At 50.3% G+C, this 25,743-nt stretch carries 20 protein-coding genes; 8 read left to right on the plus strand and 12 right to left on the minus strand.

What is annotated here, in order from left to right:
- Positions 1 to 28 precede the first annotated feature (28 nt).
- From rimP to dnaE, 7 genes are all read right to left on the minus strand, one after another.
- The gene (gene rimP / locus AYJ59_RS07760) at positions 29 to 484 is read right to left on the minus strand and encodes a ribosome maturation factor RimP (protein WP_029937965.1); all 456 of its coding nucleotides are present in this window, start codon (positions 482 to 484) and stop codon (positions 29 to 31) included.
- 186 nt (positions 485 to 670) lie between these two features.
- Positions 671 to 1,279, minus strand: coding sequence for a 3'-5' exonuclease (locus AYJ59_RS07765; RefSeq protein ID WP_029937964.1), 609 nt, complete (start codon positions 1,277 to 1,279; stop codon positions 671 to 673).
- 1 nt (position 1,280) lies between these two features.
- Complete coding sequence (locus AYJ59_RS07770) at positions 1,281 to 3,128, minus strand: putative nucleotidyltransferase substrate binding domain-containing protein (RefSeq protein ID WP_127119770.1); 1,848 nt, start codon at positions 3,126 to 3,128, stop codon at positions 1,281 to 1,283.
- Between the two features lie 109 nt (positions 3,129 to 3,237).
- Positions 3,238 to 4,896: a cation acetate symporter gene (locus AYJ59_RS07775; protein WP_185748100.1), complete on the minus strand. Its 1,659-nt coding sequence runs from the start codon at positions 4,894 to 4,896 to the stop codon at positions 3,238 to 3,240.
- Positions 4,896 to 5,201, minus strand: coding sequence for a DUF485 domain-containing protein (locus AYJ59_RS07780; protein ID WP_127119771.1), 306 nt, complete (start codon positions 5,199 to 5,201; stop codon positions 4,896 to 4,898). The genes AYJ59_RS07775 and AYJ59_RS07780 overlap by 1 nt, the downstream gene beginning before the upstream one ends.
- 169 nt (positions 5,202 to 5,370) lie before the next feature.
- Positions 5,371 to 7,332 (minus strand): acetate--CoA ligase, encoded by a 1,962-nt coding sequence (acs, locus tag AYJ59_RS07785; protein WP_127119772.1) that lies wholly within the window; start codon positions 7,330 to 7,332, stop codon positions 5,371 to 5,373.
- Between the two features lie 192 nt (positions 7,333 to 7,524).
- Positions 7,525 to 11,004, minus strand: a complete 3,480-nt coding sequence (gene dnaE, locus AYJ59_RS07790) for a DNA polymerase III subunit alpha (RefSeq protein ID WP_127119773.1) — start codon at positions 11,002 to 11,004, stop codon at positions 7,525 to 7,527.
- Between the two features lie 192 nt (positions 11,005 to 11,196).
- Here dnaE and aat point away from each other — a divergent pair, with 192 nt between their 5' ends.
- Both aat and infA read left to right on the plus strand, forming a co-directional pair.
- Complete coding sequence (gene aat, locus AYJ59_RS07795) at positions 11,197 to 11,952, plus strand: leucyl/phenylalanyl-tRNA--protein transferase (RefSeq protein ID WP_127119774.1); 756 nt, start codon at positions 11,197 to 11,199, stop codon at positions 11,950 to 11,952.
- A gap of 104 nt (positions 11,953 to 12,056) precedes the next feature.
- Complete coding sequence (infA, locus tag AYJ59_RS07800; protein ID WP_011370535.1) at positions 12,057 to 12,275, plus strand: translation initiation factor IF-1; 219 nt, start codon at positions 12,057 to 12,059, stop codon at positions 12,273 to 12,275.
- A gap of 95 nt (positions 12,276 to 12,370) precedes the next feature.
- Here the strand turns inward: infA and clpA are convergent, their stop codons facing one another.
- Genes clpA through AYJ59_RS07815 form a run of 3 tightly spaced genes read right to left on the minus strand, consistent with a single transcriptional unit; the run spans position 12,371 to position 15,756 of the window.
- On the minus strand, positions 12,371 to 14,620 hold the full coding sequence (gene clpA / locus AYJ59_RS07805) for an ATP-dependent Clp protease ATP-binding subunit ClpA (RefSeq protein WP_127119775.1): 2,250 nt from the start codon (positions 14,618 to 14,620) through the stop codon (positions 12,371 to 12,373).
- A complete protein-coding gene (gene clpS / locus AYJ59_RS07810) occupies positions 14,621 to 14,935 on the minus strand; it encodes an ATP-dependent Clp protease adapter ClpS (protein ID WP_127119776.1) in 315 nt (104 codons plus the stop codon).
- Positions 14,936 to 14,970: 35 nt separating this feature from the next.
- Positions 14,971 to 15,756: a DnaJ domain-containing protein gene (locus AYJ59_RS07815; protein ID WP_127119777.1), complete on the minus strand. Its 786-nt coding sequence runs from the start codon at positions 15,754 to 15,756 to the stop codon at positions 14,971 to 14,973.
- Between the two features lie 317 nt (positions 15,757 to 16,073).
- On the opposite strand from AYJ59_RS07815, the gene AYJ59_RS07820 reads away from it, so the two are divergent.
- Positions 16,074 to 16,643, plus strand: coding sequence for a PhnA domain-containing protein (locus AYJ59_RS07820; RefSeq protein ID WP_127119778.1), 570 nt, complete (start codon positions 16,074 to 16,076; stop codon positions 16,641 to 16,643).
- 105 nt (positions 16,644 to 16,748) lie between these two features.
- On the opposite strand, the gene AYJ59_RS07825 is transcribed toward AYJ59_RS07820, so the two are convergent.
- Positions 16,749 to 18,116 (minus strand): diguanylate cyclase, encoded by a 1,368-nt coding sequence (locus tag AYJ59_RS07825; protein ID WP_029937953.1) that lies wholly within the window; start codon positions 18,114 to 18,116, stop codon positions 16,749 to 16,751.
- Positions 18,117 to 18,474: 358 nt separating this feature from the next.
- Between AYJ59_RS07825 and AYJ59_RS07830 the strand changes: the two genes are divergently transcribed.
- Complete coding sequence (locus AYJ59_RS07830; RefSeq protein ID WP_029937952.1) at positions 18,475 to 19,194, plus strand: YebC/PmpR family DNA-binding transcriptional regulator; 720 nt, start codon at positions 18,475 to 18,477, stop codon at positions 19,192 to 19,194.
- 218 nt (positions 19,195 to 19,412) lie between these two features.
- Entirely contained in the window at positions 19,413 to 20,828 is a 1,416-nt protein-coding gene (locus AYJ59_RS07835) for a PilZ domain-containing protein (protein WP_127119779.1), read from the plus strand.
- Between the two features lie 101 nt (positions 20,829 to 20,929).
- Here the strand turns inward: AYJ59_RS07835 and AYJ59_RS07840 are convergent, their stop codons facing one another.
- Positions 20,930 to 23,167: an NADP-dependent isocitrate dehydrogenase gene (locus AYJ59_RS07840; protein WP_127119780.1), complete on the minus strand. Its 2,238-nt coding sequence runs from the start codon at positions 23,165 to 23,167 to the stop codon at positions 20,930 to 20,932.
- 128 nt (positions 23,168 to 23,295) lie between these two features.
- On the opposite strand from AYJ59_RS07840, the gene AYJ59_RS07845 reads away from it, so the two are divergent.
- Genes AYJ59_RS07845 through hflD form a run of 3 tightly spaced genes read left to right on the plus strand, consistent with a single transcriptional unit; the run spans position 23,296 to position 25,690 of the window.
- Positions 23,296 to 23,853 carry an rRNA large subunit pseudouridine synthase E gene (locus AYJ59_RS07845; protein WP_127119781.1) on the plus strand — a complete coding sequence of 186 codons (558 nt, stop codon included), beginning with the start codon at positions 23,296 to 23,298 and terminating at the stop codon, positions 23,851 to 23,853.
- A 12-nt stretch (positions 23,854 to 23,865) separates the two neighbouring features.
- Positions 23,866 to 25,014 (plus strand): tRNA 2-thiouridine(34) synthase MnmA, encoded by a 1,149-nt coding sequence (gene mnmA, locus AYJ59_RS07850; protein WP_127119782.1) that lies wholly within the window; start codon positions 23,866 to 23,868, stop codon positions 25,012 to 25,014.
- On the plus strand, positions 25,001 to 25,690 hold the full coding sequence (gene hflD, locus AYJ59_RS07855; RefSeq protein WP_237260296.1) for a high frequency lysogenization protein HflD: 690 nt from the start codon (positions 25,001 to 25,003) through the stop codon (positions 25,688 to 25,690). Before mnmA ends, hflD begins: the two co-directional genes overlap by 14 nt.
- The last annotated feature ends 53 nt before the right edge of the window (positions 25,691 to 25,743 follow it).

The following is a 25,743-nucleotide window of genomic DNA, read 5'->3' on the forward strand; positions in this document are numbered from 1 at the left end:
TAAAAGATTCAACGTGTATTTCAAAAGATTAAAACTGCGGCACCACATTGGCCTTATCAATTTGGCCAAATGGAATATCATACGCCTCACCGTCCACTTCAACGACGATGCCGTCCTCGTTCACTTGCGTCATAATGCCTTTAAAACGCTTACGGCCCATGATCGCCACCGCCGTCCGCAACTGGATTTCCTGCCCTTCGTAGGCACGATATTGTTCCGGACGAAACAGAGGACGATCCATCCCCGGCGAAGACACTTCCAGCATATAGGCATTGGAAATCGGGTCTTCGACATCCATGATGGCGCTCACTTGCCGACTCACGTCTCCGCAATCATCGACGGTAACGCCTTCCGGGTCCTTATCAATATAGACACGCAAGGTCGAGTGTTTACCCGCCGGCAAATATTCGCAGCCCCACATTTGAAAGCCCATGCTTTCAATGGTCGGCTTCAGCAAATTTTCAATCTTTTCTTCCAGAATCACGCAGGCTTTTTCCTTAATTCAAAAAATAAAAAACCCCGTAAAGACGGGGTTTTTAAAATTTAAGCGGAAAGACGCTCATTAACCCGCCTCTCCCTTAATACATGATTTAAAAAACTGAGCAGAATTATATGAAACGCTTAAGCATTTGTCAAACAAAGCATTTCATTTACCCGCATTTAATCAAACCTACCCGAGTTTTTTCAGTTTGATGAAAATCAATGCTGTCATCAATGCATCGCTAAAGGCATCATGTTGACCGAAATTCGGCAGGGCCAACTCCTTCAAAATGGCATCAAACGATAAATCGATGACCTTTTTCGGAATCGGGTCTTCTTTATAATCGTAATACAAGGCCGACACTTCGATTTGCGGGTTCGGCAAACCAATTCCCAGCCAAGGCTTGAGCACCTGATTGACCATCGCCACATCGAATTCCAGATAATACCCCACCAGCGGACGGGAACCGATAAAATGCAGAAACTGTTCAATGGCTTCCCGCTCACTCAAGCCATGCACCGTATCTTCGTTGCGAATCCAATGCACCTTGATGCTTTGTTCGGAAATCGCTGCATCCTGTGCCAACGTCAAGTTCAAGGCTTCGCTGGTCAAGATTTCCTGCCCACGAATCTTCATCGCACTCAGGGAAACGATTTTGTCTTTTTTCGGATCCAACCCGGTGGTTTCGCAGTCGAAACACACCCATTCATTTTCCGGCGGCACGGCATCAAACAAAAACGCAAATCGCTCGTCCTTCAACTGGCGACGATGCCAACGACGTCGTAACGAGCGCCACATCTCACATCACCGCATGGAGTTTATAATGCTGCTCAATCAGCTTTTTGAACTGATTGACCACATTGAACGCGTCTTTGAGCAGGTCTTGCTGCAACTGCGTCAGCCCCGACACCCCAATTAAGTTGTCCGGTGCCTGCTCCAGCTGCATTTGCTCAACCATCGACTCCAAGCGCAAGGTGTTCAGAAAGTTCAACGTTTCCCCCAGTTCAATACCGAAATGCTCGGTCAGCACCCCCATGTCCATCAAGGCTTTAATACGCCAATGGGTATTGGTTTTCAAAATACCGTGTTCCAACGCCAGACAACGCACACCATGAACGATGGGGAAAATCCCGCCCTTTTTCAAATCGATTTTCGGGTCTTTGGCGTCTTTGTCGGTCACCAACTTTCCGAAAAAGCCGATGGGCGTCTCGAACTGCAACACGGATTTGGCGAAGTGCGGTAAAAAGTGACGGTTCGAATCCACCCAACTCATCATGGTTCGCTTGGCGTCGAGCAACAACTGTTCATCGCCCAACACCGCCTCGGCATCAAAGAAAATCGACAGGTTCATAAACGCATCGCCGGAAGGCGCGGTCATCCAATCACGCAGTTGCTGTTTGAAATCCGATAACGGCCGAGCCCAAACCGGGTTCGACACCATGATTTGCCCCGGGCAAGGCGGAAAACCCAACTCGATCAAACGGGCACTGAACGTTTGCATGAATGCCGCCAGGCCTGGCGATATTTCAACCGTATCCGGCAAAATGAACGCATTATCCTGGTCGGTACGAATCACCTGCTCGGCACGGCCCTCACTGCCCATCACCAGCAAACACCCTTTTTGCAAAGCTTCCGGTGGCGATAAGAACTCGAAAACCCGCTCCAGCATCTTTCGGTGCAATTCATTGACCAATTTGGCGATGTAATGCGTCTTGACCCCGCGATTATTCAAATTCACCACCAAGTGATCAATGCGGTCCGCCACGCCCTTCAGTTCGTCAAACGATTCGGCTTGCTGAATACTCAAAACCACCAGGCCTGACTGGTTGGCAAACATGCCCATCAAGTCTTTCTGATGCAAAATACCCAACATGGCGTCATCCGAGCGCACCACCAAACGGTTGATGCGATACTTGGTCATTTTCAACAACGCATTGAACAAATAATCGAATTGATGCACGGTCATCACCGGCCGCGTCGCCAAGGGACCGACCGCATCCGTCACCGCGTACTCGTTCAACGCCAACCCATTGAGCAAATCGATTGACGTGACAATGCCCCTTTCAGCCTCGTCCTGAAACACCACCACACACGCATCGGTTTTCAACGCCTGCATCTGCCGAACACAGGCCTGAATGGTTTCCGTTTCACTCACCTCGATCAACGCTTGGCGCGGAGCGTCTTCAACCACTCCCATCAGCGACTCACTGGACGACTCCGCTTGAATCTGGGCATGCATTCGGTTGAGTTTAGCGGTGATGTCATCAATGAAAAAGCCCTCGATTTCCGGTTGTTGCATCACTTCCAGAAAGGCTTCCTGCGGCAAGCGATAGACAATCGCTTCTTCAATCACATCGTAACGGCGATAAGCCGCACGTTTTAATAGAAAGCTTTCGCCAAAATACGTGTGGCTGCCGTAAACGGCCACTTGGCGCTGATTTTCATCGAACTCGGCCACATGGCCCTTAATCACAAAATACAGAAATGCATTTTCGTTTGCAGCTTCGCCGGAAGACAATTCCAGACGTTCACCCAAAGGAAAATACACCACATCCAAGGCTTCAGCCAATGACAGTAGCGTCGATTCATTCAGTGCCGAAAACGGTTCGACTTGTTTGAGAAAGTTCAATTGTTGTTGAACGGACATAGGTTCTACCTCTTAAGACCTTTGCATTGTGCCACACTCGCGCAAAGGCATACAAAAAAGGGGCTGAAAACAGCCCCTTTTTATTCTAACGAATCACACGTAACTTACCTTAGTGGTTCGAGGCACCTTCGGCACCGATCCCGGTTTGAGATCGAACGAACTGTGCTTCAAAGCCATCCAAGTCTTCTTTCGCACGTACCGACTTATCGGTAATGGAGAAGAACCAGATGGAAACAAAGGCAATGATTACGGTGAACAGAGCCGGGAACTTATACGGCACGATGGCTTCGCCCATTCCCAGAATCTGAGTCCACACGACCGGACCAAGAATAACCATGACCACGGCGGAGATCAGACCCAACCAGCCACCGATAACGGCACCACGGGTTGTCATCTTGCTCCAGAACATGGACATAATCAACACAGGGAAGTTCGCGGAAGCGGCGATTGTAAAGGCCAATGCCACCACGAAGGCGATGTTTTGGTCTTTAAAGCCGATACCGAAAATAATCGCCAAAGCACCAATCACAAAAGTTGCACCTTTCGCCACTTTGGTTTCCTGTTCTTCGGTCGCATTCTTGTTGATCACATTCGCGTAGATATCATGCGAAATCGCAGACGCACCGGCCAAGGTCAACCCGGACACCACCGCCAAAATGGTCGCGAAAGCTACCGCTGAGATGAAGCCCAGGAAGAAGTCACCACCGATTACATGCGACAAGTGAATCGCCGCCATGTTGTTACCGCCAATCAGTTTGGAACCGTCCATGTATTCAGACGCCACCACCATCGCAATCGCACCGAAACCGATAATGAACGCGAGAATGTAGAAATACCCGATAAAGCCGGTCGCATAGAATACGGACTTACGAGCTTCTTTTGCATCCGGAACCGTGAAGAAACGCATCAGGATGTGTGGCAAACCAGCGGTACCGAACATCAGGGCAATCCCCAGGGAAATCGCATTGATTGGATCGGAAACGAAACCACCGGAGAACAAGATGTCCATATTGCCATCACGGTTTTCAACAGCGGTTTTAAACAAGGTTTCGAAACTGAAGCCCATGTTGTACATAACCGCTACAGCGATAAAGGTCGCACCGGACAGCAACAAAACGGCTTTGATGATTTGTACCCAGGTCGTCGCCAACATCCCGCCAAAGGATACGTAGGCGATGATCAAGACACCGACCATCACAACCGCATAGTTGAAGTCCAAACCGAACAACAACTCGATCAGCTTACCGGCACCGACCATTTGCGCGATCAAATACAGGATAACAACCGCAATCCCGCCAAAAGCCGCCAACACACGAATCGGTGTTTGTTGGAAACGGTAAGCCGCGACATCGGCAAACGTGAATTTACCCAAGTTTCTCAAACGCTCAGACATCAAGAACAGGATAATCGGCCACCCCACCAGAAACCCGATGGCAAAGATCAAACCGTCATACCCTTTCAAGTACACCATCCCAGTAATCCCCAGGAAAGACGCTGCGGACATGTAGTCACCCGCAATCGCCAGACCGTTCTGCAACCCGGTGATACCACCGCCGGCCGCATAGAAGTCTTTTGCGGACTTGGTACGCTGCGCCGCCCAGTAAGTGATGTAAAGCGTTGCGCCAACAAAGACGATAAACATTGAAATAGCGGACCAATTGGTCTCTTTCTCAACCGGAGCCGATACATCAATCCCAGCCGCATATACCGATACCGGCATGACGACCAAAACCAACAAGGCCAATAACTTATGAATTCCCATCTTCATTATTCAACCTCTTTCTTGATTTTTGCCGTGAGTTCATCAAAATCCGAATTCGCTTTTCGGACGTAATAACCGGTCAGCAAAAACGCAAAGATAATGATCGCAACCCCTACCGGGAAACCGATGGATACGTATTGACCGCTGACAATCATCGTAAAGAATGCCGGATCAAACGCCAACAGCAGGATATACCCGTAATACACAACCAGCATGGCAATGGAGAGTTTCCATGCCAGCCCCGCACGCTCTTTGACGAGCTGTTGATACTCCGGAAGATTTTTAATCTTCTCAATTTTAGACTGTTCCAAAGTCTTCCTCCTTGATTATGAAACTCGGGTCGTTTCGTTGTATCTATTTAAACGAACCCTTGTTCGACAATGAGACCGTTTAGGCCTCGTTTATATGAAAATAGCCAGGCCTGGTCATTTTGTAACCAGTCTGGCTATCTCAACATTTGGTTCAGCTCATGCGCCCTGTTTATTTATGCGGCTGCATGAACTGATCCAAAATACTTGGATCTTCAAGCGTCGATGTATCGGAGGTGATTTCCTCACCCTTAGCGATACTGCGCAACAAGCGACGCATGATTTTACCGGAACGCGTCTTCGGCAGGTTGGAACCGAAGCGGATGTCATCCGGCTTGGCAATCGGGCCGATTTCCTTAGCCACGTGATTACGCAACTCCTGAACCAATGCCAGACGCTCGTCCCCTGGCGGTACTTCCATATTCATCACCACGAATGCGAAGATGGACTCCCCTTTCACATCGTGCGGCTTGCCGACCACGGCGGCTTCGGCCACATGCTCGTGCGACACCAGCGCCGACTCGATTTCCATGGTTCCCAAACGGTGTCCGGACACGTTTAGCACGTCATCGATACGCCCCATAATCCAGAAGTTACCGTCGTGATCCAAGTGAGCGCTGTCGCCCACCACATAATACTTGTTCTTGAACATCGCGAAGTAGGTATCGACAAAACGCTCGTCATCGTTCCAGATGGTACGCACCATCGACGGCCAAGGCTTACGCACCACCAGGTACCCCCCTTCACCGTGCGTCAATTCAACGCCTTCTTCATCCACGATGTGCGCATCAATGCCCGGTAATGGTTTAGTACACGAGCCCGGTTTCAAGTCGGTCACACCCGGGACCGGTGCAATCATGTGCGCGCCGGTTTCAGTCTGCCACCAGGTATCCACGATTGGGCATTCACCACGCCCAATCACATCGTGATACCAGATCCAGGCTTCCGGGTTAATCGGTTCACCAACCGTGCCCAGCAATCTCAACTTCGACAAATCGTATTGCTTCGGCAAGTCATCACCGAATTTCATCAGGGCACGAATCGCCGTCGGCGCGGTATAGAATACGGTCACACCGTGGTCCTGACAGACTTGCCAGAAACGACCCGCATCCGGATACGTCGGAACGCCTTCGAACATCACAATGGTCATCCCCATCGACAAAGGTCCATACGCCACGTAAGTGTGGCCGGTAATCCAGCCCACATCCGCGGTACACCAGAAGACATCGCTGTCTTTCAAGTCAAAGACCCACTCATTGGTCACATAGGCGTTCAACAAGTAACCGCCGGTGCTGTGTTGAATCCCTTTCGGCTTGCCGGTTGATCCGGATGTATAAAGCAGGAACAGCGGGTGCTCGGCATTGACCATCACCGCGTCGTGATAATTGCTCATACCGGCGATGGCATCATGCCAGGAAATGTCGCGCCCTTCTTTCATCGGCACTTCATCATCGGTACGCTTGTATACGATGACTTTACGAACCGAGTCGCCGCCTTTTTCCAAGGCGCTATCCACCGCACCTTTCAACGGCACGGACTTCCCGCCGCGGCAACCGGCATTCGCGGTAATGACCATACGCGCACCGGCGTCTTCAATACGGTCGCGCAAGGCTTCCGCCGAGAACCCACCGAATACGATGGAGTGGATGGCGCCGATACGGGCACAGGCTTGCATGGCGAAAACCGCTTGCGGAATCATCGGCATGTAGATGATGACGCGATCGCCTTTCTCGATGCCTTGCGCCGTCAAAGCATTCGCCAAGCGGCAGACTTCATCGTGCAGTTCTTTGTAAGTGTATTGTTCGACCGAACCGTCATCGGCTTCGAAGATAATGGCCAGTTTGTCTTCTTTTTCTTCCAAGTGGCGATCGATACAGTTATAGGAGGCGTTCAGTTCACCGTCGGCGAACCATTTATAGAAAGGGGCATTGGAATCGTCTAACCCAACCGTGAAATCCTTGGACCAGTCCAGTTTTTCCCTCGCCAAATCACACCAATAACCTTCATAGTCTTCATCCGCTTTGGCTTTCAACGCATGGTACTTTTCTTCGGTAATGTTTGCTTGACTCTTGAAGTCGGCGGTTGGTTTAAATATCCGATCTTCGTGTAAGATCGACTCGATATTGTTAGACATTAATGTCTCCTATTTGACAATTTCTCTACGTAACTTTTTAAGTTCACTGGGAACGGTTCGTCGAATTCCGTACATTCTAAAGGTTATGGGCAACCAATAGGAATAAAAATACTTTATAACCAAATTTTATGACCTTAAATTCGGCCTCTCATCAACGCTCAAATTCCGCTCCGCTGAACTCCCCCAATTGACTCAGACAACCACTTCCGGTTGCCAACCGTGACTTCTGAGCACTTCCAGTAACTCGTCGTCCGGAAAAAATTCAATCCCTTCCTGGGTAATCATCTGCGCTCTGGCCTGGTCGTTTCGGTAATCCACCACCAACGGCAAGCCGGCCTCCACCCGATAAGGCGTCAACACCGATGACAAATTCTGTAAACGATCCGGTTGTAACGTCGCATCGGCGAACACCTTAATGGCCCGCGCTTTTTCGACGCGTGACTCCGCCAGAGTCACCACCTGTTCGGCGTCCAGCTTGATCCCGCCGTTAAACGTATCTTCCGACACTTCGCCGTAAATCAACACCACCGTATCGGGCAACAAAATATCCCGGCACGACTCGAACACCGCCGGGCGCAACACCACTTCCATACGAGCGGTCTGATCGTCGATGGCGACAAAGCCCATTCGGCTACCGCTTTTGGTCACCTTGCTGCGCGCTTCGACAATCAAACCCGCCGCCCATTTCTTAGCCCATTTCTCCGGACGCAAGGCGGATAATTTCTGCTCAACCAGCTTATCCAATTCTTCCCGATAAATTTCAATCGGGTGGCCGGTCATGTACAAGCCCAAGACATCTTTTTCGCCTTTCAGGCGCAATTTTTCCGGCATCTCCGGCACATCAACCAGCTCGGAAGCATTTTCCGCTTCAAACGACATGGCATCACCGAATAAATCGCCTTGACCGGCTTCTTCATCCTTGTGCTTTTGTTCCGCTTTCTGCAAGGCCAAACCGACACTGTCCAACATGGCTTGTCGGTTATCGTGCAGGCAATCCATCGCGCCCGCCAGAATCAACGCTTCAATAACGCGCTTATTGACCTTTTTGGTCACCCGCAAACAGAAATCGAACAAATCCTGATAAGGCCCATGTTCCTTGCGCTCGGCAATAATGCCTTCCAGCGCCGATTCACCAACGCCTTTAATCGCACCCAGGCCGTAACGAACTACCTTTTCTTCCGTTTTGACTGACTTAAAGTGGATTTCGCACTCATTGATATTCGGCTGGCGAACATCAATTCCCATGGCATAACATTCGTTGACCATGTGCACCACTTTTTCGGTGTTGTCCATGTCGGATGAAATCTGCGCCGCCATGAACTCGGCCGGGTAATGCGTTTTCAGCCAGGCCGATTGATAAGACACCAACGCATACGCAGCGGAGTGGGATTTGTTGAACCCGTACCCGGCGAATTTCTCCACCAAGTCGAAAATTTTCATCGCCAAGTCGCCGTCAATGCCGCTTTTTTCCGCACCCTCTTTAAACACCGAGCGTTGCTTGGCCATTTCTTCGGGTTTCTTTTTCCCCATCGCACGACGCAGCATATCGGCGCCGCCCAGCGTATAACCGGCCAACACCTGTGCAATCTGCATGACCTGTTCCTGATACAGAATGACCCCGTAGGTCGGTTCCAGAATCGGTTGCAGCGATTCGTGCTGATACTGTGCGTCCGGATAAGAGACTTTTTCCTTACCGTGCTTACGGGCGATGAAGTTGTCCACCATCCCTGACTCCAACGGTCCGGGGCGGAACAAAGCGACCAGGGCGATAATGTCTTCGAAACAGTCGGGACGCAAACGGACAATCAAATTCTGCATCCCGGCCGATTCCAACTGAAACACCCCGGTGGTCTTACCGGTTTTAATCAGGTCGAAGGTTTCGGTATCGTCCAACGGAATGCGCGCGATATCCACAAAGCCGTCATCGCCGGGTTGCTTGCCATCATTGATAAAGTGCAACGCCCAATCGATAATGGTGAGCGTCCGCAAGCCCAAAAAGTCGAATTTGACCAGACCTGCGGTTTCCACATCATTTTTATCCAGCTGCGTGACCACACTGGTGCCGTCCGGTTCACACAATACCGGGCAAAAGTGATCCAACGGTTTCGGGCCGATGACCACCCCGCCGGCATGCTTACCGGTATTCCGAACCGTGCCTTCCAACTTCAAGGCCAGATCGATGAGCATACGGACGTCTTCTTCATTATCGTAACGCTCCTGAAGCATCTCTTCTTGCTCCAGCGCATCCTTTAGCTTGATACCCAAGTCATTGGGTACCAACTTGGCAATACCGTCCACCATGCCGTAACCGTGGCCCAATACCCGGCCCACATCACGCACCACGGCTTTCGCCGCCATGGTGCCGAAGGTCACGATTTGCGACACGTGATCCTGTCCGTATTGGCGCGACACGTAATCGATGACTTCATCCCGTCGTTCCATACAGAAATCGACGTCGAAATCGGGCATGGACACCCTTTCCGGATTCAGGAACCGTTCGAACAGCAGGTCGTATTCCAGCGGATCCAAATCGGTGATTTTCAGCGCGTAGGCCACCAAGGAACCGGCACCGGATCCCCGCCCCGGCCCCACTGGTACGTCGTGATTTTTACCCCACTGAATGAAGTCGGCAACGATGAAGAAATACCCGGGGAACCCCATTTGGATAATGATGTCGAGTTCGAACTTGAGACGATCGTCGTATTCTTTACGCTTTTCGGCAAATTCTTCGGCCGACAAATGCCCGAACAGGAATTTCAAACGCTCTTCCAAGCCGTTCCGAGATTCCAGAATGAAATACTCGTCCATTGTCATGCCTTCCGGCACCGGGAAATCCGGCAGGAAGTAAGTGCCCAATGTCAGGGTGACATTACAGCGTTTGGCAATCTCCACCGTATTTTCGATGGCTTCCGGCAAATCGGCAAACAGTTCAACCATCTCATCCGAGGAACGGAAATACTGCTCTTCAGAATAACGTTTCGGTCGATTCGGGTCGTCAAGAATGTAACCGTCGTGAATACAGACCCGCACCTCATGCGCGTCAAAGTCATCCTCGGATTCAAACCGTACGTCGTTGGTGGCCACCACCGGCAACTCATAACGCTGTGCCACTTCCACGGCACCGACCAGGTAGGCTTCTTCATTGTCACGACCAGTACGAACCAACTCCAGATAAAAACGATCCGGGAAGGTTTCCTGCCACCAGGCCGTTCGCTTCGCCGCCAAGTTCGGTTTTTGGGCGAGAATCGCCTGACCGATATCGCCGTCTTTGCCGCCGGACAGGATAATCAGGCCTTCGTTGTAGGCTTTCAGCCATTCTTGCTTGATCAAGGGTTGCATTTCGGTAGCGACGATCTTCTGATTCTTCAGATACGCCATCGAAATCAAATGGGATAGGTTGAGATATCCTTGGTCATTCTGACACAAGGCCACCACTTTGAAGACATTGCCGTCTTCGGCTTCAATCAACAGGTCGGAACCGATAATCGGCTTGATGCCGGCGCCGATGGCGGCAGAATAGAATTTGACCAGTGCGAACATGTTCATCTGGTCAGTCAAAGCCAGGGCGGGCTGTTCGTGACCGGCGGCATTCGAAATCGCCGATTTCACCCGTAAGGTGGCATCCACGACCGAATATTCCGAATGAACATGTAAATGAACGAACTGGGTCATATATAAACTAAGGGAACCGTTATTTTTATCTCAACAATACAGTGCGTTTTCACCAGGCCTGGTTCATTTCCGCATTTTATATTTGCGTTTTCGCACCCTGGAAGAGGTATTGCGAATTCACGGCCTGATTTCATTGGTTATAATAGCCGCATATTCTATGATAAATCGCATGCTGAATTCAGATAATTTCCAATGACCAAGTCAATTCACCAACCTTTTTGGCTCGACACTGAACCGGTGGTCTTTCCGCCGACCCATTATGCGCTGGCACAGCCGGACGGTTTGTTAGCCATCGGCGGTGATTTGACGCCCGAATGGTTGTTGACCGCTTACAGCAAAGGCATTTTTCCCTGGTTTAATGAAGACGACCCCATTTTATGGTGGACGCCGAACCCGCGCTCGGTCTTATTTATCGATTCACTCAAGGTGCGGCGCAGCCTGGTGAAAACCATCCGCAAACAACAATTCACCGTCACATTGGATCAGGCATTCGGCGACGTCATGCGCCAATGCGCGGAAACGCCCAGGCCTGGTCAGGATGGCACCTGGATTTCCGACGAGATGCTGCAAGCTTACAGCCGCCTGCATCAATCCGGTCATGCTCACTCGGTCGAAGTCTGGCACCAGGATCAACTGGTCGGCGGACTGTACGGCGTCGCCATCGGCAAGGTCTTTTTCGGCGAATCCATGTTTGCCAAAATGAACGATGCTTCCAAAGTCGCCTTGGTGGCGCTGTGCCAGCAACTCAAAGCCTGGGGCTTTCGCATCATCGACACCCAGATGGAAACTGACCACCTCAAATCACTCGGCGCCCGCCTGATTTCACGCGAGCACTTTGAAAGTCTACTTCGGGAAGACACGGCCAAATCTTTTCCGGCCCGAAAATGGCAATTCGACCAGGCCTGGGACCGCGCTTTCCTTCCCGAAAGCCACGCCGACGCGCCCTAACACGTTCCGGCGATTCCAAAAATGACAAAATCTTGAATAAAAACAATCCCTCTGCTATAATCGCCGCTTATTTTTTACAGGGGCACTAAAAGCTAATAATCTCTATGTCAAAACAAGATGTCATCGAATTTGATGGTGAAGTCATTGAAACTTTGCCGAATACCATGTTTAAAGTTCGTTTGGAAAACGGCCACGAAATCTTGGCACACATCTCCGGACGCATGCGTAAGAACTACATCCGCATCCTAGCGGGTGACAAAGTTAAGGTTGAATTGACGCCTTACGACCTGACCAAAGGTCGCATCACTTACCGCGGAAAATAATTCCCGCAACTTTGACAGCCCAATGTAAAAACTAAAAAAACCGCTGAAAAGCGGTTTTTTTATATCTGAAAGTAATGACTTAACGCCGATCCGCCTTACTCAACCAGTTCATCGGCTTTCAACTGAATCGTGTCGTTCTCGATATCGATGATGACACGGCCGCCGTCCTGTAAATCACCAAACAACAGCATTTCCGCCAACGGCTGTTTGATTTTCTCCTGCACCAGACGCCCCATCGGTCTCGCACCCATAAACGGATCGTAACCTTCTTTCGCCAGCCAGGCACGTGCCGCAGACGTCAATTCAATGGACACTTTCTTATCCTGCAAGCTGTTCTCCAATGCATAGATGAACTTGTTGACCACCGAGCCCATGATTTCCGACGACAGTCGATTAAACTGCACCACCGCATCGAGACGGTTTCGGAACTCCGGTGTAAACACCTTCTTCAATTCGCTTTGGAAGTCCAGCGTATGATCCTGCTCGGTAAAACCGATGCTGGCACGCGAAGCCGCTTCCGCACCGACATTCGACGTCATAATCAGAATCACGTTACGGAAGTCAGCTTTACGGCCGTTGTTGTCGGTCAAGGTGCCGTTATCCATCACCTGCAACAGCAAATTGAACACATCCGGGTGCGCCTTTTCGATTTCATCCAGCAACACCACCGAATGCGGATGTTTATTGACCGCTTCGGTCAATAAACCACCCTGGTCAAACCCGACATACCCCGGCGGCGCCCCAATCAAGCGTGATACGGAATGGGCTTCCATGTATTCGGACATATCGTAACGTAACAACTCGATGCCCAGATGTTTCGCCAACTGTTGCGTCAACTCGGTTTTCCCGACCCCAGTCGGCCCGGCAAACAGGAAGGACGCCGTCGGACGATTCGGCTCATTCAAACCGGAACGCGCCAACTTGATGGACGCCACCACTTTATGAATGGCTTCATCTTGCCCAAAGACCACCCGTTGCAAGCTGCTTTCCAGCGAAGACAGCTTATCTTTTTCTTTTTGGGTGATTTGCGACACCGGAATGCGCGCGATATTGGCGACGATTTGCTGAACCTCCGCCACGGAAATTTGTTTGCGGCGTTTGCTTTTCGGCATCAGCGCCTGTTTCGCACCGGCTTCGTCGATCACATCAATCGCCTTATCCGGCAGATGACGGTCGGTAATGTAACGTGCCGACAAGTCCACCGCCGTTTTCAACGCCGGCAAGGTGTATTTGACATTGTGGTGCGATTCGAACTGCGACTTCAGCCCTTTCAAAATATCAAAGGTTTCCTGATTGGTCGGTTCGCGTACGTCGATTTTCTGAAAACGGCGCGCCAAAGCGCGGTCTTTTTCGAAAATACCACGGTATTCTTCATAGGTGGTCGCGCCGATACAACGCAACTTACCGGACGACAACGCCGGTTTCATCAGGTTGGATGCGTCCATCGCGCCGCCTTGCACTGCTCCGGCACCGATAATGGTGTGAATTTCATCAATGAACAAAATCGCGTGAGGTTTTTCTTCCAGCGCTTTCAGCAGGCCTTTGAAACGTTTCTCGAAATCCCCGCGATAACGCGTGCCCGCCAACAACGCGCCCATGTCCAAGCTGAACACTTCCGCGTCGAGCAGTTGTTCCGGCACTTCACCGCTGACGATTTTATGCGCCAAGCCTTCCGCCACGGCGGTTTTCCCGACCCCCGGTTCACCGACCAACAGTGGATTATTTTTACGACGGCGGCTTAACACTTCCAGCGTCCGCGTCAATTCCCACTGGCGACCGATAATCGGGTCGATGCGCCCTTGTTCGACTTCGGCGTTTAAATTCAAGCTGAAATTGGCAATCGGATCATTTTCCGGCTCCGCCGTTTGAGTGTCTTCCACGCCTTCTTCCGTTGGCGAGCTGGACAGAAAATCTTCCTGCTGTTGCGCGGTCACGCCGTGCGAAATGTAGCTGAGGATATCGACACGATGCACGCCGCAGCTTTCCAGAATGTACACAGCTTGAGAGTCTTGTTCGGAATAAAGCGACGCTAGAACGTGCAAACCGGTCACTTCGGCATAGCCATTGGATTGCACCAAGTAAATGGCGCGCTCAATCACGCGCTGGAATGCCATGGTCGGCAGCAATTCTTCTACTTTGTGACCGGTGCCTTCCGCGTCCAGGTATTTTTCCAATTCGGTTTCAATCATGTTCGGCTTGACACCGCAAGCTTCGATGGCTTCGCGCACAGAAGGCAACCCGAGCAACTCCAACAATAGGTGCTCAAGCGTCACATATTCGTGTTCGTATTCGTTCGCCAAGCTGAACGCATTGCTAAGCGTTAACTGCAATTCCTTGCTTAACATTTAAACCACCTCCATTTCGCACTGCAGAGGATGTTGATGCTCTCTCGCATATTGATTCACTTGCATCACCTTCATTTCAGCCACTTCCCGACTGTATACGCCACAGACGCCCTTTCCTTGGGTATGCACCGCCAACATCACGGCATTGGCTTTGGCTTCGTCCATGCCAAAAAAGCGCATTAATACGTCCACTACAAAATCCATCGGCGTAAAGTCGTCATTCAACAACACCACCTGATAACGTTTCGGTGGTTTGACGGCCAAGCGCTCTTTTTCCAGCACCACACCGTCATCTTGAAAAGGTTGACTAGCCATTCGAGTTCCTTAGATTTAATTTAACAGAGCCGGCGTTATGCGGCAATCAATTTTGCATAGAGATGACCGGGGACATTGGCCTCGTCGCCCGGTAACCCCATGTTTTCAATCAGAATGTATTCATGCGGAGAATAATTGACCGGAACGGTTACTTTCATGCTGCCCGCTGGCGATTCGAGATCCAACTTGGTTCCGGGCACTAACAAAGTGCTCGGCACTTGAATCGTACCGTAAATATCGCACCCCTTAAGCTCCCACTTCAACGAATCCAGTTTAAGTTGGAATTTGACCAGATAATCCCCCGCTTCGCCGCCGAAAAGGCCTTGATAACCTTTCCCTTTCAAACGAAAGGTTTTATTCATAAAAGCATCCCGGGTAAACTTCATCTTCACCTTCAAACCGGGAATGTAAAAATACCCGATTTTCAGTAAACGTATCGCATAACGTAATGTCAGCGGATAAGTAATCACCCGGTCCTTGCCACGAATCGGCCGTTGTTTTCGCCATTGATAAGGTCCGCTGGATTCGGAACCTTGACGTTGTCGGGAATGCGTCTGTGAACGCGTTTGTTGCGACGCATACCCTTTTCGGGTCTGACGACAAAAATCACGCCAGTAAGCGTCTTTGAATTTTGTCAGTACTTCGTAGGCTTCGGAAATTTCCTGAAACTTTTCCGTGGCGTTATGAATTTTAGAGACGTCGGGATGATAGCGTCGAGCCATCTTTCGATAGGCTTGCTTAATCGTTTTATCGCAGGCTTGATGATGAACACCGAGCAATGCAAAGTAGTCTTTGGAACTGTCGTAACGATTATTCAACATCTAATATTCGTCACACTCTGAAGCGTTAGAATTAACAACGAAAATCACCCAAAATGGAGGTTTTTATTAGACTTTATTCTAACGGTTTTCCAGTACAAAAAAAAGCCTTAACCCTGTCGGCCAAAACCCTCTGGTAACCGTTTGAAAAATAAGCATTAGCACGAAAAAACCGTTGGTTTTGCATTCAAATTATCAATAATTTTTTAGAGCGCCTTAATGCCATTATTTTTTGTGGCCGTCTCACCCCTTTCTCCGCATTCCCTTTCCAAAACAACACTTTTATGCATAATAAGCCCCGAATTACAAAAGGAAATAAAATGAGCATTGAACAAACCCTGCAAGAAAGAAGCGGTTCCAAGTGCGAATTGTGTGGCGCAACCGACCACCTGAGCGTTTATGAAGTGCCGCCTTCGGACGGTTCCGCCGATCAGGCGATTTTAGTGTGCGACACCTGCAAAAGCCAAATCGAATCGCCGGACACGATGGATGCCAACCACTGGCGTTGCTTGAACGACAGCATGTGGTCGCCGGTTCCCGCCGTTCAAGTCATGGCTTACCGCCTGTTGAATGCCCTGCGTGCCGAAGGCTGGCCGCAGGACTTGCTAGACATGATGTATCTGGAAGAAGAAACCAAGGCTTGGGCCGATGCCGGTTTGCCGGATGACGACGACGATGCCATCGTCCACAAAGACAGTAATGGCAACACCTTGCAGGAAGGTGATGACGTCACCCTGATTAAAGATTTGGACGTCAAAGGCGCCGGCTTCACCGCAAAGCGCGGCACCTTGGTGAAAAACATCCACTTGACCGACAACCCGCTGCACATTGAAGGGAAAGTCAACGGCACCCAAATCGTTCTGGTCGCCGCTTATTTGAAGAAAGCGTAAAGACGTTTCGAAACGAACACAGAGAAAACGCTTTGATTCAAAACCAAAAAACGCCCAGGCCTGGGCGTTTTTCATTGATACCGATTATATTTCCATTTTGACGTTTCAGGACGAAAACGACTCGGTCCGTTCCAGCAAGTTATTCATACAGACTTTATTGCGTCCGGCTTGCTTGGCCGCATACAAAGAATGATCCGCCGCGCGGAACAACGTCTCGTAATCCAATACCACTTCATCATGCGGCGTCTGGTTCAAATTCTTCAATAACGCCACCAACTCCATCGCCACCCGCTTATCATGACTAGCCACACCCACGCTGACAGAGACATCAATGCCGCCCGGGCTTAATTCGGAAACCTGCTGACGCAGCGACTCGGCCCGTTCAAACGCCTCATCATGATTGCAGCCTGGCATCAATACCACCAGTTCATCCCCGCCGTAACGGACGACAATATCGGTGGAGCGACACATGCTTTTCACCAACGTCGAAATTTGCTTCAAAACCAAATCCCCTGCGGCATGCCCCATGGAATCGTTGATGGTTTTGAAGTAATCGATGTCAAGAATCATCAAGGAGACGCCTTCGTTGTTCTCGATGGACTCCTGAACCATTTTGTCACCGAACTCTTCGATGAAGTGACGATTATTCAGCCCGGTGGCCACGTCCAGGTTCGCTTTTAAATACAGCGCTTTTTGAGCCGCTTTGGATTCATCGAAACGTTTTTTGTTCAGGATCAGGTTGATGGCCCGCGCCAGAAAATCGGTTTCATGGAACGGTTTGGCGATAAAATCCCCCGCCCCATGCTTCAGGACATAAACTTGCCGCAACAAATCGTTCCAGCCGGAGACCGCCAGAATCGGAATATTGCGAATGTCTTCATGTCCTTGACGAATCAGGTTGATGAGTCCAATACCGCTGATGGAACCTTCCAATACCAGGTCGGTCACCACCAAATCGAAATAGCGTTTTTTCTTATCGAGAATCTCGGCGGCGGCTTCCCCGCTTTTAACGTGGGTAACTTCCCAGCCGGCCGAAGCCATGATGTGACTGGTGTAATCCGCGGTGCTTTGGGTGTCTTCAATGTACAACACCCGAGCGGAAATATTGGTGGTGGCATACAGCATCAAGCTGCGCAACGCACGCTTTAAGGTTTGAATATCGGATTTCAAAAAGATTTCGGTAAACCCGGCATCATAGGCCGAACGTTTGAAATCCTGAGAGGCATTGGACGTAAGCAAAAACTTCGGAATATTGCTCAGCACCTCTTTCAGCTTCAACTTACGCAGAAACTTAAAGCTGTCCATATCCCCGAGTTCATGGGAAATGCTGATTGCATTCGGAATCTCTTTTTTCAGGTAAGCCAGTGCATCCTCACCACTTTTCGCCTCGATGACGGTGACGTCCTCGGTGGACAAAATTTCTTTAATCAGCTCCCGATAACTCAACGAGGGGTCGATAATTAGAATTTTCATGTGTTATACCCAACCCCGATGTGCTTTGCGGTTAAATCAATCATTCAAACTCTTCTTTACGGAGCGGCCTACCACGAGCCACTCAACGCCGGTTGATGAATTGGCGGCAATATTAACGAAATTTCATTGAAAATGAAACAGTTAAAATTTCCCACCCGTCTTTCGGGCCTTCAACGAACTTCCTCTCACGTCCCTGTAAAAGCAATGCGGATAATTATACCCCCTTCCATGACCGTTTCCCATGTAAAAACGGGTTGCGCTCGCCTTTTTCAAGTTTAAGAAGTCTCAAATTCCCTGCATCATCAAAACGTTATTGTGTAAAATTCCACTTTTCAAAAAACGATAACGGAAAGACAAGATGGGTAGAGCTTACCAAAACCGCAAAGAATCCATGGCGAAAACGTCTGACGCCAAAGCCAAAGTCTACAGCAAATTCAGTCGTGAAATTTACGTCTGCGCCAAAAGCGGCGGCGCGGAAACCGACAGCAATCTGGCCCTACAGGGCCTGATCGAACGCGCCAAAAAAGCTCAAGTGCCCGCGCATGTTATCGACAAAGCACTCGACAAAGCCAAAGGCGGTGGCGGTGAAGACTTCGCCGTGGCCCGTTACGAAGGTTATGGACCGGGCAGCAGCATGGTGATTGTCGAATGTCTGACCGACAACCCCAACCGCACCTTCGGCGATGTGCGCAGTTGTTTTACCAAGACCAAAAGTAAAATCGGTACTCAAGGCAGCGTCAGTCATATGTTTGACCATTCGGCGATTCTGGTCTTTGCCGGTCAGGATGAAGAAGCCGTTTTGGAAGCGCTCTTAATGGCCGACGTCGACGTTTCCGACATTGAAAATGAAGACGGAAAAATCAGCGTATTCGTCCCGCACACCGAGTACGCCAAAGCCAAGACCGCACTGATTGAAGCCTTCGGTTCAATCGATTTTGAAGTCGATGAAATCCAGTTCCTGCCACAAATGACCAAACCGTTGGAAAACGACGAAGACCGCGAAATGTTCGAAAAACTGTTGGAAATGCTCGAAGACCTGGACGACGTCCAAAACGTCTACTTCGACATCGAACTGTAACGCTGCATTTCAAATCGCTCTCAAACGTATAAAAAACCACCAGGCCTGGTGGTTTTTTCTTTTTCAAAGCCGGATTATTCCGTCATCCGGCTGTCATCCAAAAGCCGTTAAACTATAATATAATGCTAATTTGATCGGCACCTCAACCGTAGGCGGGCGCTGTCCAGACGACCTGATCAAATTTAAACCCATTATAATTTCAACCTAGGGACACACACGTGCCAGGAACGCATTACGACAACGACCACTCTTTTATCGAAGAGCTGCCTTTTCATTTGAAAAAGATAGCGCATCGAATCATTCGGGACGATTCCTTGGAAACGATGATTCTGAGTGTCGACAGTCAAGCTTCGACCCATTTCAAAGACATGGATAAAGTGTCCGTTGACGACATCCTGAAAACCCTCCATGCCTGCCTGGTCGCAAAGATCACCTTCTTCGACAAACAACTGTATGTGCTCGACAACGAAATGGCTTTCCTATACGAGCAATTGTATCGTTCCTTGCGTTATTTACTGACCGATCGACTGAACGCCGAGGCATCGGACGACGAACTGCTCGACTTCCTCAAACAGTATTACCCCAAAACGCACTACTGGATTCACAAAACCGATACCGCCGACCGCTACTCTTTAGCCATCCGCTCCCGACGTGAAAACACCCGTCGTTTTTACCGTTACACCGCGAACATGACCTACCATTTCGTTCGCCTCGGCGCCCATGAAAACGCCACGGAACTTCAAGGCGACATCTACACGTCCGGTATCAAGCACTTTACCAAGATCGTCAACCAGAAGCTGGACACCCTGATGGATCACTATCAGAAAAATATCCGCGAAGCCCTGGTGGACAGTCACCCGGAAGCCTATGACCTCTTTACCGTCGTGGCGGAAAAAAACGAATATTTACGGGAAGTCCTGAACGGCATCTCCGTCGGCCGTCTTTCGGTGGAAGAATCCAAACGTTTCCTGAAAGCCAATTTGGAGTCCACCCTGGATTTTGCCTCCCTCAAAGGCAATATCCGAACCGAATCCATCCTGCGCGATTTCGAAGAAAAGGTCGACCACATCGGCCAGAGCACCTTAACGCTGTTGGAAAACTCTACGCCCCACAAGCTCTACGAAGGGCCTGTGCTCGAAAAGGTCAAAATCGACTATGACATCCGAGACTATGTCGAAAAGAAAAAACGTAACAGTTCCAGCTTGCTGATGTCATTCATCAACCTTTATCATTACGCCGCACTGTTGGAAAAAATCTACAACAATATCTCGAGCAGCAACTACATCATCGTCTTCCCGGAATACTGGAGTGCGGATTACCACGATATTTCCTCCGGCGGCTTCTCTTTCTTCACCCCTTTCCTGGTCGACATCAACGACCATTTGGAGCTTTTTTTCCGCTTCGACCTTTCGGCCTCCGATAAAACCAACGATTACGAAATCGTTCATCAAAAAGCCAAGGTGGTACGGATTGATGAAAAAACCGACATCGGCGCCTACCAGATTTCCTGCCAATTCCTGCATCCGGACAAAAACACCATGGATTTGATTCGAAAAGCCACCCAGTCCAAAGAACTGAAAGACGCTTTCTCGAACGCCGAGCTGATTGATACGGTAGACGAATACAACCAATAACCCCTTTCAAGGGCCATATAAAAAAACCGCCAGGCCTGGCGGTTTTTAAAGGTTAGACTCGTGAAGTTCAACCGCTTTAAAAAGCGGCTTATCACTTTCTTTTATACGGCATCAATCAGCGTATTCAAGGTTGCGCTTGGGCGCATGGCTTGGCTGGCCAGCTCGGCATTTGGCTTGTAATAACCGCCGATGTCCATGGCCTGTCCTTGCGCGCCGTTCAGTTCATCCATGATTTGTGCTTCGTTTTTCGCCATGGCGTCGGCCAAGTCGGTAAAGCGCGCTTTCAATTCGGCATCCGCGTCCTGGGCCGCCAATTCCTGCGCCCAGTACATCGCCAAATAGAAATGACTGCCACGGTTATCGATTTCACCCACTTTACGCGATGGCGACTTGTTGTTTTCCAGGAAACGCCCGGTCGCTTTATCCAAGGCATCCGCCAGGACCTGCGCTTTCGGGTTGTTGAAATGGCTGGACAAATGCTCCAACGACACGGCCAACGCTAGGAATTCACCCAGTGAATCCCAACGCAAATGGTTTTCGCTCATAAACTGCTGAACGTGTTTCGGTGCAGAACCACCGGCACCGGTCTCAAACAAACCACCGCCATTCATCAACGGCACAATGGACAGCATTTTAGCGGACGTGCCCAACTCCAAAATTGGGAACAAATCGGTCAAATAATCACGCAATACATTCCCGGTCACGGAAATGACGTTTTGCCCTTCTTTAATATGACGCAGGGTAAAGCGTGTGGCTTCTTCCGGCGACATAATATGAATTTCCAATCCGGCCGTATCATGCTCCAATAGATAATGATTGACCTTTTCAATCAACTGGTGATCGTGGGCACGATTAGTATCCAGCCAGAATACCGCCGGCCAACCGGTTGCGCGGGCACGGCTTACCGCTAACTTAACCCAGTCACGAATCGGCGCGTCCTTGACCTGACACATACGGAAAATATCACCGGCTTCCACGTTTTGTTCCAACAAAACCTGTCCCTCTTTATCCAGCACCTTGACGGTTCCGGCATCGGTCATTTCAAACGTTTTGTCGTGCGAGCCGTATTCTTCGGCTTTCTGCGCCATCAAGCCGACGTTCGGAACCGTGCCCATTGTCGTCGGATCAAACGCGCCATGATGTTTACAGAAATTAATGGTTTCTTGATAGACACCGGCATAACAACGATCCGGAATCACCGCCAGGGTATCTTGTTGCTGACCGTCCTTATTCCACATTTGCCCGGAAGTGCGAATCATCGCTGGCATGGACGCATCGACAATCACGTCGGACGGCACATGTAGGTTGGTGATGCCTTTATCGGAATCCACCATGGCAATATCCGCTTTGGCACTCACAGTATCGGCAATCGCTTTCTCGATTTCCGCACGTTTGTCATCGCCCAGACTTTGGATTTTGCTGTAAACATCCCCCAAACCGTTGTTCGGATTGACACCGACTTGCTCGAACTCGGCCGCGTATTTTTCAAACACCTCGGCAAAGAAAACCGATACGGCCTGTCCGAAAATAACCGGGTCGGACACTTTCATCATAGTCGCTTTCAGGTGCAACGAGAATAAAATCCCCTGCTCTTTGGCTTCCTGAACCGCCTTCGCCAAGAAGGCACGTAACGCTTTTTGGCTCATGACCGCCGCGTCGATGATTTCGCCCGCCTGCAAAGGTGCATAGGCTTTCAGTTCTTTAGTGTCGCCGGACTGTGAAACGAATTCGATTTTAAATTCCGTGGCATCCGACAAGGTCGTGGATTTTTCGGAACCATAGAAATCGCCTTCGGACATATGAGCCACTTTCGATTTGGAATCCGCCGACCAGGCGCCCATAGAATGCGGGTGCTTTTTCGCGAAATTTTTCACCGAGGTCGGCGCACGACGGTCGGAATTCCCTTCACGCAAGACAGGGTTAACCGCACTGCCCAACACTTTGGCGTAAGTGGCTTTGATTTTCTCTTCTTCGGCATTCTGCGGGTTGGCCGGATAATCCGGAACATCATAACCTTGGGATTGCAATTCCTTGATGGCAGCATTCAACTGGGGAATGGACGCGCTGATATTCGGTAGTTTAATGATGTTGGCGTCCGGCGTTTTCGCCAGGTCGCCCAACTCCTGCAACGCATCTCCAATGCGCTGCGCTTCGGTCAGTTTTTCCGGAAAGTTCGCCAGGATACGCCCTGCCAGCGAAATATCGCGCGTCTCAACCGCCACACCGGCAGCTTTGGTAAAGGCTTCGATAATCGGTAGCAACGAATAGGTGGCCAGCGCCGGTGCTTCGTCGGTTAGGGTGTAGATAATCTTGGAAGTCGTCTTAGCGGATTCTGTCATTGGAAGTTCCTAAATTAAGCGCGCCTCAAGGTCAGGCGATGAAAGGTTAAAGAATGTTAGAATAACGCCTATTTTACATCACCGACCGAAAAAATATAAGTCAACGATGAAACGATGAGTTCGAACCCATGAGTCACCTGCTGCTTTTCAATAAACCGTTCAATGTGCTGTGTCAGTTCACCGATGAACCCCTGTACAAAGGACAACGCGAAACCCTGGCTGATTACATCCAGCGCCCAGGGTTTTACGCCGCCGGACGCTTAGACCGAGATTCCGAAGGCTTGTTGCTGTTGACAGACGACGGCAAACTGCAGCACCAAATCGCCGACCCGAAACATAAACAACCGAAAACCTACCTGGTGCAAGTGGAAGGCGAGCTCACAAAACAGGCGATTCAGCAATTGCAACAAGGCGTTGAACTCAAAGACGGTTTGACCCAGCCGGCGAAGGCTCGAAAAATGCCAGAGCCCAAATGGTTGTGGCCGCGCAATCCTCCGATTCGCGAACGCAAAAACATTCCAACGTCCTGGCTGGAACTGACGATTACCGAAGGTAAAAACCGCCAAGTGCGCCGTATGACGGCTGCCGTCGGCTTCCCGACCTTGCGCTTGATCCGCACGCGAATCGGCGATTACCAGTTAAAGAACTTACAACCCGGCGAATCGATTCTGCTGGAAAAATCGTGATAAAATAAGCCCATGCAAAACACCACTCAAACTCCAACCGGAGACAACTCTCAAATTAAAGTCATCGTCGGCCTTTCCGGCGGTGTGGATTCGTCCGTTACGGCGTTATTATTGAAACAACAAGGCTATGACGTCGAAGGCCTGTTCATGAAGAACTGGGAAGGCGACGATACCGAAGACTACTGCCCAGCCGCCGAAGACCTGAAGGACGTCCTGGCCATTTGCGAAAAGCTCGACATCCCGCTACACGTGGAGAACTTCTCCGGCGAATATTGGGATCGGGTTTTCGAGCATTTCCTGGCAGAATACAAATCCGGTCGCACACCGAACCCGGACATCCTTTGTAATAAGGAAGTCAAATTCAAGGCCTTCCTGCAACACGCCATGACCTTGGGCGCGGATTTCATCGCCACCGGCCATTATGCCCGCATTCATCGTGACGACAAGGGTCAGTGCCACCTGATGAAAGGTTTGGATGCCAATAAGGATCAAAGTTACTTTCTCTACACCTTGCAACAGCATCAATTGGCGAAATCCCTGTTTCCCATCGGCGAATTGGAAAAGCCTTACGTGCGCCAACTGGCTGAAGAAGCGGACCTCATCACCCATGACAAGAAAGACAGCACCGGCATCTGCTTTATCGGCGAGCGCAAGTTCAAAGACTTCCTGCAGCAGTTTTTACCGGCGCAACCGGGCGACATCGTCAATACCGACGGCAAAGTCATCGGGCATCATGACGGCTTGATGTACCACACCTTGGGGCAACGCAAAGGCCTAGGCATCGGCGGCGGGCATGGCGACTCGGGTCTGCCTTGGTTTTCGGCCGATAAGGACTTGGAAAAAAATCAACTGATTGCGGTGCAAGGAGCCGATCACCCACTGTTGAATCACGCTTATTTGACCGCCGACACCTGTGACTGGACCTCCGGCCAATGTCCCGAGCTGAACCAGCCGCTCAAGGCCAAGGTGCGTTATCGTCAACCGGAAACCGATTGCATGATACTGTCGGAAACCAACGGAGAAATCGTTGTAAAGTTCGACGAAGACCAAACCGCCATCACGCCGGGCCAGTCCGTGGTATTCTATGAGGGTGACGAGTGCCTGGGCGGTGCCGTCATCACCGGACGTTATCACCATTTAAACGAGATTGAAGCGAGATAAAATCGACGTTATGACGCAAGCTTATACCGACCAAGACAAAGCCATCGCGCTCATCGGCATCTACCAAGTCGCGCAGCAAGTGTATCAACTGGCCACCAGCGGTAAAACCGACGAAATCGCTTACCAAACCAGCATCAACTCACTGTTTTGCGAAAACCCCGACGATACGCTGGACGTATTCGGTGGAGACGTCCAAAACATTCAACTGGGCGTCAATACCCTTTTAGCACAGATGAGCTCCAACGAATCGGTCTCAGCACGGAATATCGAAGTCACCAAATACGTACTCAGCCTGATGATTTTGGAAAAAAATGTCTCGAAAACGGAAGGGACTTTTGATAAGGTTTCTAGAGTCATTGAATCCGCCCGTGCACAAAGAACCCATTTTGGCGACTTCCATGAAAACGTCATCGCCACGTTGGCGAGGGCTTATTCGGAAAATATCAGTCCGATTAACCCGAGAATCATGGTCAACGGACAGCACGGGCATTTACAGAACCCCAAAACGGCCAATAAAATCCGCGCACTGCTTTTGGCGGGGATTCGAGCGGCGGTTTTATGGCGCCAGGTCGGAGGCAGCCGCTGGGGCTTGTTGTGGAGCCGCAAAAAATACTTACAGGCGGCGCAAGCGCTCTATAGAGTACCGGCCGACAACTCTGAATCGACAGAACAATAATCGGTGATACTTGGGCGCTCTGTAAGCCAGAACCGCCAGACAAAATCCACCGA

It is taken from the genome of Thiomicrospira sp. S5 (assembly GCF_003991075.1).
GTDB classification, from domain to species: domain Bacteria; phylum Pseudomonadota; class Gammaproteobacteria; order Thiomicrospirales; family Thiomicrospiraceae; genus Hydrogenovibrio; species Hydrogenovibrio thermophilus.